We start from the raw sequence: 7,804 nt of genomic DNA, 5'->3' as shown, positions 1-7,804 counted from the left end.
ACCGGCCCCGTTGGCCAGCAACCAGCGCGCCACGTGCCGACCCAGGGCACCCGTACCACCGGTCACCAGCACCGTCCCGGCGGGCCGCCAACCCGACCCGGCGGGAGGCGCGGCCGGCACCAGCCGCCGGCCGAGGATGCCCTGCGGGCGGATCGCCACCTGGTCGTGCCCGGCGTCGGCGAGGACGGCGAGCAGCGCGTCGGCGGCGGTCCGGTCGACGCGGGCGGGCAGGTCGACCAGGCCGCCCCAGCGGTCCGGCTGTTCGAGGGCGACGACCCGGCCCAGGCCCCAGGCCAGGGCGGGCCACGGGTCGGCGACGGTCTCGCCGCCGACGCGGACGGCGCCCCGGGTGAGGCACCAGAGCCGGCCGGGCAGGCCGGCGTCGGCGAGCGCCTGGGTGAGGGTGAGCAGCAGCGCGGCGCCGACGGAGACGGCCGGGGCATCCGGCAGCGCCCGGTCGGTCGCGGGCAGCACGCAGAGCACCCCGGCCCAGCCCTGGTCGCCGTGGCCGCGCAGCAGCCCGGTCAGCTCGGCGCGGTCGGCGCCGAGGGCGACGGTGAGGGTGTCGACGTGGGCGCCGGCGCCGGTCAGCGTGCCGGCCACCCCGGCGTCGTCGGCGTCGGCGGTGACGACCAGCCAGCGGCCGGTCAGCGCCGGCGCGGCGGCGGGGCGGACAGGCTCCCACTCGACCCGGTACGTCCAGCCGTCCACCACGGCGTCGCGCTGCCGGGCCCGTCGCCACGACGAGAGCACCGGTACGGCCGGGGCGAGGGCCTCGACCGCCGCGGGGTCGTCCTGCACGGCCAGGTGGGCGGCGACCCCGGTCAGGTCGCCGCGCTCCACGGCCGCCCAGAAGTCCCCCTCGGCCGTGTCGGTCGGCGCGGTCGCTCCGGCGGTGCCGCCGATCTCGGGCCAGTAGCGCTGGTGCTGGAACGCGTACGTGGGCAGGTCCACCCGCCGCGCGCCGGTGTCGGCGAACCACGGCTGCCAGTCCACGGCCACCCCGCGCACGTGCAGCTCGGCCAGCCCGGCCAGCAGCCCGTGGGCCTCGGGCCGGTCCCCGCGCTGCGCCGGCACGGCGAGCACGCCGTCCCCGTCCGGCAGGGCGTCGCCGACCATCGCGGTCAGTACGCTGCGCGGCCCGACCTCCAGGAACGTGTCCGCCCCGGCGGCACGCAGCGCGGCGATTCCGTCGGCGAAGCGGACGGCCTCCCGCACGTGGCGCACCCAGTAGTCGGCGGTGCGGATCTCGTCGGCGTCGGCGAGCGCCCCGGTCACGTTCGACACCACCGGCAGCGCCGGCGCGGCGAAGGTGAGCTTGTCGAGCACCGCGCGGAACCTGGCGAGCATCGGCTCCATCAGCGGGCTGTGGAACGCGTGGCTGACCGTGAGCCGGCGCGTGCGTACGCCCCGCTCCCGCCAGCCGCGCTCCACCTCGTCGAGCGCGTCGACGGCACCGGAGACCACGACCGACGACGGCCCGTTGACCGCGGCGATCCCCACGTCGGCCAGACCGTCCAGGGTGGCCAGCACCTCGGCCTCGGTCGCCGCGACGGCCAGCATCCCGCCGCCCGAGGGCAGCGCCTGCATCAGCCGGCCCCGCGCCGCCACCAGCGCACAGGCGTGCTCCAGCGACAGCACCCCGGCCACGTGCGCGGCCGTGACCTCGCCGATCGAGTGGCCGGCGACCAGGTCGGGGGCGATGCCGAACGACTCGACGAGGCGGAACAGCGCCACCTCGACGGCGAACAGGCCGGCCTGCGTGAACACGGTCCGGTCCAGCAGCTCGGCGTCGGCCGAGCCCTCGGCGGCGAAGAGCACCTCGCGCAGCGGGCGCGGCAGGGCCCGGTCCAGGTACCCGCACACCTCGTCGAGGGCGGCGGCGAAGACGGGGAACTCGGCGTACAGCTCCCGGCCCATGCCGGCGCGCTGCGCGCCCTGGCCGGAGAAGAGCACCGCGAGCTGGCCGCGCGGCGACCCGGCGCCGAGCACGACGGTGCCGGCCGGTTCCCCGGCGGCGAGGGCGCGCAGCCCGGCCAGGAGGTCGTCGCGGTCGGTCGCCGACAGCACGGCGCGCCGGTCCAGGGTGGAGCGGGAGGTGACCGACGAGAAGGCCACGTCGAGCGGGCGCAGGGTGTCGTCGGCGGCGAAGCGGGTGGCCCAGCGGCCGGCCTGCGCGGCGAGCGCGGCGTCGGAGCGGGCAGAGAGCAGCACGGGGGCCACGGTGCGGGCCGCCGGGACCCTCGGCTCGGTTTCGGTCTCGGTCTCGGCGGGAGCCGGGGCCTGCTCGATGATGGTGTGCGCGTTGGTGCCGGAGACGCCGAACGACGACACGGCGGCCCGGCGCGGCCGGTCCACGGCCGGCCAGGGCGTGGCGGCGGTGGCGAGGGTGACCGCCCCGGCGGTCCAGTCGATGTGCGGGGACGGCTCGTCGACGTGCAGGGTCGGCGGCACCACGCCGTGCCGCATCGCCATCACCATCTTGATCACGCCGGCGACACCGGCGGCGGCCTGGGTGTGCCCGATGTTCGACTTGACCGACCCGAGCAGCAGCGGCGCGGCCTCGTCCCGGTCCTGCCCGTACGTGCTGAGCAGGGCCTGCGCCTCGATCGGGTCGCCGAGCCGGGTGCCGGTGCCGTGCGCCTCGACCACGTCGACCTGCTCGGGCGTGAGCCGGGCGTTGGCGAGGGCCTGGCGGATCACGCGGACCTGGGACGGGCCGTGCGGGGCGCTGAGACCGTTGGACGCGCCGTCCTGGTTGACGGCGCTGCCCCGCACCACGGCCAGCACCGGGTAGCCGTGCCGCTGCGCGTCGGAGAGCCGGGTGAGCAGCAGCATGCCGATGCCCTCGGACCACGAGGTGCCATCCGCGCCGGCGGCGAACGCCTTGCACCGGCCGTCGGCGGCGAGGCCGCGCTGCCGGCTGAAGCCGACGAAGACCGCCGGGGTGGGCATCACCGTCACGCCGCCGGCCAGGGCCAGCTCGCAGTCGCCGTTGCGCAGTGCCTGGGCGGCCAGGTGGACGGCGACCAGCGAGGACGAGCAGGCGGTGTCGACGGTGACCGCCGGGCCCTCCAGCCCGAGGGTGTACGCGACGCGGCCGGAGATGACGCTTGTGGCGTTGCCGGTGAGCAGGTGCCCCTCGCCGTTCTCGGCCTGCGCCATCATGCCGTCGTAGCCGTGCGAGGACGCCCCGACGAAGACGCCGGTACGGCTGCCCCGTACGGCCGGCAGCGGCAGCCCGGCCCGCTCGAACGCCTCCCAGGAGGTCTCCAGCAGCAGCCGCTGCTGCGGGTCCATGGCGACTGCCTCGCGGGGCGAGATGCCGAACAGGTCGGCGTCGAAGTCGGCGGCGGCGTAGACGAAGCCGCCCTCGCGCACGTAGCTGGTGCCCGGGTGGTCGGGGTCGGGGTGGAAGAGGTTCTCCAGGTCCCAGCCCCGGTCCGCGGGGAACGGCCCGATCCCGTCGCCGCCGTCGTGCACGAGCTGCCACAGCGCCTCGGGACTGTCGACCCCGCCCGGGTAGCGGCAGCTCATCGCGACGATGGCGATGGGCTCGGAGTCCCGGGTCTCCAGCTCGCGCAGCCGCCGCCGGGTACGCCGCAGCTCCGAGGTCGTACGCTTCAGGTACTCGACGTACTTCTCGTCCTCGTTGCTCACCGTGGACCTACCTCACTCGGCATGCCGATGTCGTTGCGGCTGATGTCGTTGCGGCTGGTGGTCACGACGTCTCCAGCTCGCGGTCGATCAGGTCGAAGATGTTCTCGGCGGTGGCCGACTCCAGGTCGTCGTCGCCGTCCGCGTCCGCCTGCCGCTCGGTCAGCCGGCCCAGCAGGCCGTGCAGCCGGTCGGTGATCTTGCGGAACTCGTCGTCGGTCGGGTCGAGCCCGACGAGCGCCGCCTCCAGCCGGTCCAGTTCCCGGCCGGCCGTCGACGCCTCGCCCGCCGGGGTCGCCGGGGCGAACTGACCGGCCAGGTGGGTGGCGAGCGCCTCGGGCGTCGGGTTGTCGAAGACCAGCGTCGCCGGCAGCCGCAGCCCGGTGGCCGCGCCGAGCCGGTTGCGCAGCTCGACGGCGGTGAGCGAGTCGAAGCCGAGTTCCCGGAACGCCCGGGTCGGCTCGATGCCGGCCGGGTCGCCGTGGCCGAGGACGACCGCCACGTGCGCCAGCACCAGGTCGCGCAGGGCGCGTACCCGCTTGTCGGCGGGCAGGGCGCGCAGCGTCTCGGCGTACGCCTGCCCGTCGGCGGCCTCGCCGGCCGCGGCCCGGCGGCCGGCGGCGCGGATCAGGTTCGCCAGCAGCGGGTGCACGGGCGCACCGGGCGCGGCCACCCCAGTGATGATCTTCGCGGGCATCAGCGTCGCCCGCTCGGAGCGCCAGGCCGCGTCGAACAGGGCGAGGCCCTCCTCGTTGGACAGCGCCGCCATGCCGCCCCGGTCGAGCCGGCGGATGTCGGCCGAGTCGAGGTGCCCGGTCATGCCGCTGGCCTGCGCCCAGCGGCCCCAGGCCAGCGCGACCGCCGGCAAGCCGAGGGCCCGCCGGTGCTCGGCGAGGGCGTCGAGGAACGCGTTGCCGGCGGCGTAGTTGCCCTGGCCGGGGCCGCCGAACACGCCGGCGGCGGCGGAGAAGAGCACGAACGCGCTCAGCTCGTGGCCGAGGGTCGCCCGGTGCAGGTTCCAGGCCACGTCGACCTTGGGCCGCAGCACCGCGTCGAGGCGGTCCGGGGTGAGCGACTCGACGGTGGCGTCGTCGAGGACGCCGGCGGCGTGCACGACGGCGCGCAGCGGGTGCCGCCGGTCCACCATGGAGAGCACGTCCGCCACGGCGTCCGGGTCGGCCAGGTCGGCGGCGACGATCGACACGTCCGCGCCGAGCGCCTTGAGGTCGGCGAGCAGCTCGTCGGCGCCCTCGGCGTCCGGGCCGCGCCGGCTGACCAGGAGCAGTTGCCGGGCGTCGTGCGCGGTGACCAGGTGCCGGCAGAGCAGCGTCCCGAGGGTGCCGGTGGCCCCGGAGACCAGGACCGTGCCGTCGAGCCGGGGCGCCTGCGGGACGCTCAGGGCGAGCTTGCCGACGTGCCGGGCCTGGCTGAGGAAGCGGAACGCCTCGGGGGCACGCCGGACGTCCCAGGTGCGCCGGGGCAGGGGCCGCAGCGCACCGGCGGCGAAGAGCGCCATCAGCTCGGCCAGCATCGCGCCGATCTTCGCCGGGCCGGCCTCGATGAGGTCGAAGACCTGGTAGCTGACCCCCGGATGGTCGGCGGCGACCCGCTGCGGGTCCCGCTTGTCGGTCTTGCCCATCTCGACGAACCGGCCGCCGTCGGCGAGCAGCCGCAGTGACGCGTCGACGTACTCGCCGCTGAGGGCGTTGAGCACCACGTCGACGCCCCGCCCGCCGGTGCGGTCGCGGAACTCCCCGGCGAAGTCGAGGCTGCGGGAGGAGGCGAGGTGCGCGTCGTCGAAGCCGGTGGCGCGCAGCGCCGGCCACTTGCCGGGGCTGGCCGTGCCGTAGACCTCCGCGCCGAGGTGGCGGGCGATCTGCACGGCGGCCATGCCGACGCCGCCGGCCGCCGCGTGGACGAGCACGGACTCCCCGGCGCGCAGCCGGGCCAGCTCCACCAGGCCGTACCAGGCGGTCAGGAAGACCACGGGCACGGCGGCGGCGTCGGTGTAGGACCAGCCGTCGGGGATGCGGGTGAGCAGCCGGCGGTCGGTGACCGCCGCCGAGGAGAACGAGCCGGAGAAGATGCCCATCACCCGGTCGCCGGGGGCGAGGTCGGTGACCCCCGGCCCGACGCCGAGCACCACGCCGGCGCCCTCGTTGCCCAGCACCTCCTGGTCGGGGACCATGCCGAGGGCCAGCACCACGTCGCGGAAGTTCAGCCCGGAGGCGCGCATCCCCACCAGGACGTGGCCCGCCGGCAGTTCCCCGGAAACCTCGGGGCCGGGCAGCAGGGCCAGGTTCTCCAGCGTGCCCTTCTCGGTGACGTCGAGGCGCCACGGCACCTCGTCGGCGGGCAGCGGCAGCACCCCGGCGTCGCGGGCCCGGGCCAGTCGGGGCACCAGCGGCACGCCGTCGCGCAGCGCGAGCTGCGGCTCGCCGGAGGCGACGGCCGCCGGGACGGCCGCCCGGGAGGCGGCGGCGTCGTCGGTGTCGAGCAGCGTGAACCGGCCGGGGTGCTCGGACTGCGCCGAACGCACCAACCCCCACAGGCTCGCCCGGGCCAGGTCGCGGGGGGCCTCGCCCGGGGCCGCGCCGACCGCGCCCCGGGTGTGCAGCACCAGCCGGGACCGCTCCAGCCGGGGCTCGCCCAACCACTGCTGCACCAGCGCGAGCGCGTCGCGGGCCGCGTCGTGCGCGGCCGCGCCGGCCCGCTGCGGGTCCGTCTCCGCGCCGGAGCGCAGATCCAGCACCACATCGGGTACGTCCCCGGACTCCTCGACCGCCGCGACCAGCGTTGCCAGGTCGGCGTGGGCCCGCACCGGGTGCCCGGCGGCGGCCAGCGCGTCGGCGAGGCCGAGGGTGTCGTCGCCGAGCAGCGCCCAGCGGGCCTCCCCGGCCGCCGCGTCGGTGCCCGTCAGCGGCGTCCAGTCCAGGTGGAACACCGAGGTGCGGCGCAGGGCGGCGGCCTCGTCGGCCCGGCCCGCGGCGACCGGGCGGAACGTCAGCGACTCGACGGTGGCGACCGGCTGGCCGGCGGTGTCGGCGAGGGTGACCGCGACGGTGTCCGGGCCGAGCGACCGCAGCCGCGCCCGCAGCCGGGTGGCGCCGTGGGCGTGCAGGGCGACCGAGCGGAAGGCGAACGGCATCCAGCCCGCCCCGGAGGTGTCCGCCGCGTCGCCGAGCAGGGCGGTGATCCCGCTGGCCTGGAGCGCCGCGTCGAACAGGGCCGGGTGCAGGCCGAAGCGGGACGCGTCGGCGGTCGCCTCCTCGGGCAGGGCCACCTCGGCGTAGACCTCGCCGTCGCCGCGCCACACCCGGCGCAGGCCACGGAAGGCGGGGCCGTAGCCGAGGCCGCCCTCGGCCATCTGCGCGTACCAGGCGTCCAGGTCGGCGTCGACCTCGACGGCGTCGGCCGGCGGCCACTGCCCCGCTACGGCCGTCGGGGCGGGCAGGTGCGGCAGCAGCAGGCCCTCGGCGTGCCGGGTCCACTCGGCGTCGGCGTCCTCCTCGGGGCGGGAGTGCACGGTGACGCTCCGCTCGCCGGCGTCGCCGGGCGGGCCCACGCGTACCTGCACCTGCACCGCGCCGGCCGGCGGGAGCACCAGCGGGTTGATCAGCGTCAGGTCGCCCACCTGGCCGGCGTCGACCTCGTCGCCGGCCCGGACCACCATGTCGACCACGCCGGTGCCGGGGACGATGACCGCCCCGCCGACGGCGTGGTCGGCGAGCCACGGGTGGGTACGCACCGACAGCCGCCCGGTCAGCACCACCGTCTGGTCGTCGGCGACGGGTACGGCCGCGCTGAGCAGCGGGTGGTCGGTGTCCTGGAGGCCGGCGGAGCCGACGTCGCGTACCCGGTGCGCGGGGGCGTCCAGCCAGAAGCGTCCGTGCGCGAAGGCGTACGTGGGCAGCGCGACGGCGTCGGTGCGGGCCAGCACGGCCGTCAGGTCGACGGGCAGGCCGATCGTGTGGGCGGTGGCGAGGTTCGTCAGCAGCCGCGTCGCGTCGTCGTCACCGCGACGCAGGCTGCCCAGCGTGTGCCCGCTCGCACCGGCGTCATCGAGAATGGCCGTGACCGGCATCGTCAGCACCGGGTGCGGGGAGATCTCGACGAACGTGGTGTGCCCGGCGGCGACCGCCACCCG

2 protein-coding genes are annotated in these 7,804 nt (G+C 76.9%); both read right to left on the bottom strand.

What is annotated here, in order from left to right; genetic code table 11:
• Positions 1–3,660: type I polyketide synthase (locus tag ABZ573_RS32365; RefSeq protein WP_358122897.1), on the bottom strand; the 3,660-nt coding region annotated here is incomplete at its 3' end.
• Between the two features lie 61 nt (positions 3,661–3,721).
• Positions 3,722–7,804: SDR family NAD(P)-dependent oxidoreductase (locus ABZ573_RS32360; RefSeq protein ID WP_358122895.1), on the bottom strand; the 4,083-nt coding region annotated here is incomplete at its 5' end.

This window comes from Micromonospora sp. NPDC007220, assembly GCF_040634035.1.
GTDB lineage: Bacteria > Actinomycetota > Actinomycetes > Mycobacteriales > Micromonosporaceae > Micromonospora > Micromonospora reichwaldensis.
The sequence above is the reverse complement of the archived record's forward strand: the minus strand, read 5'-3'. Positions and strand labels throughout refer to the sequence as shown.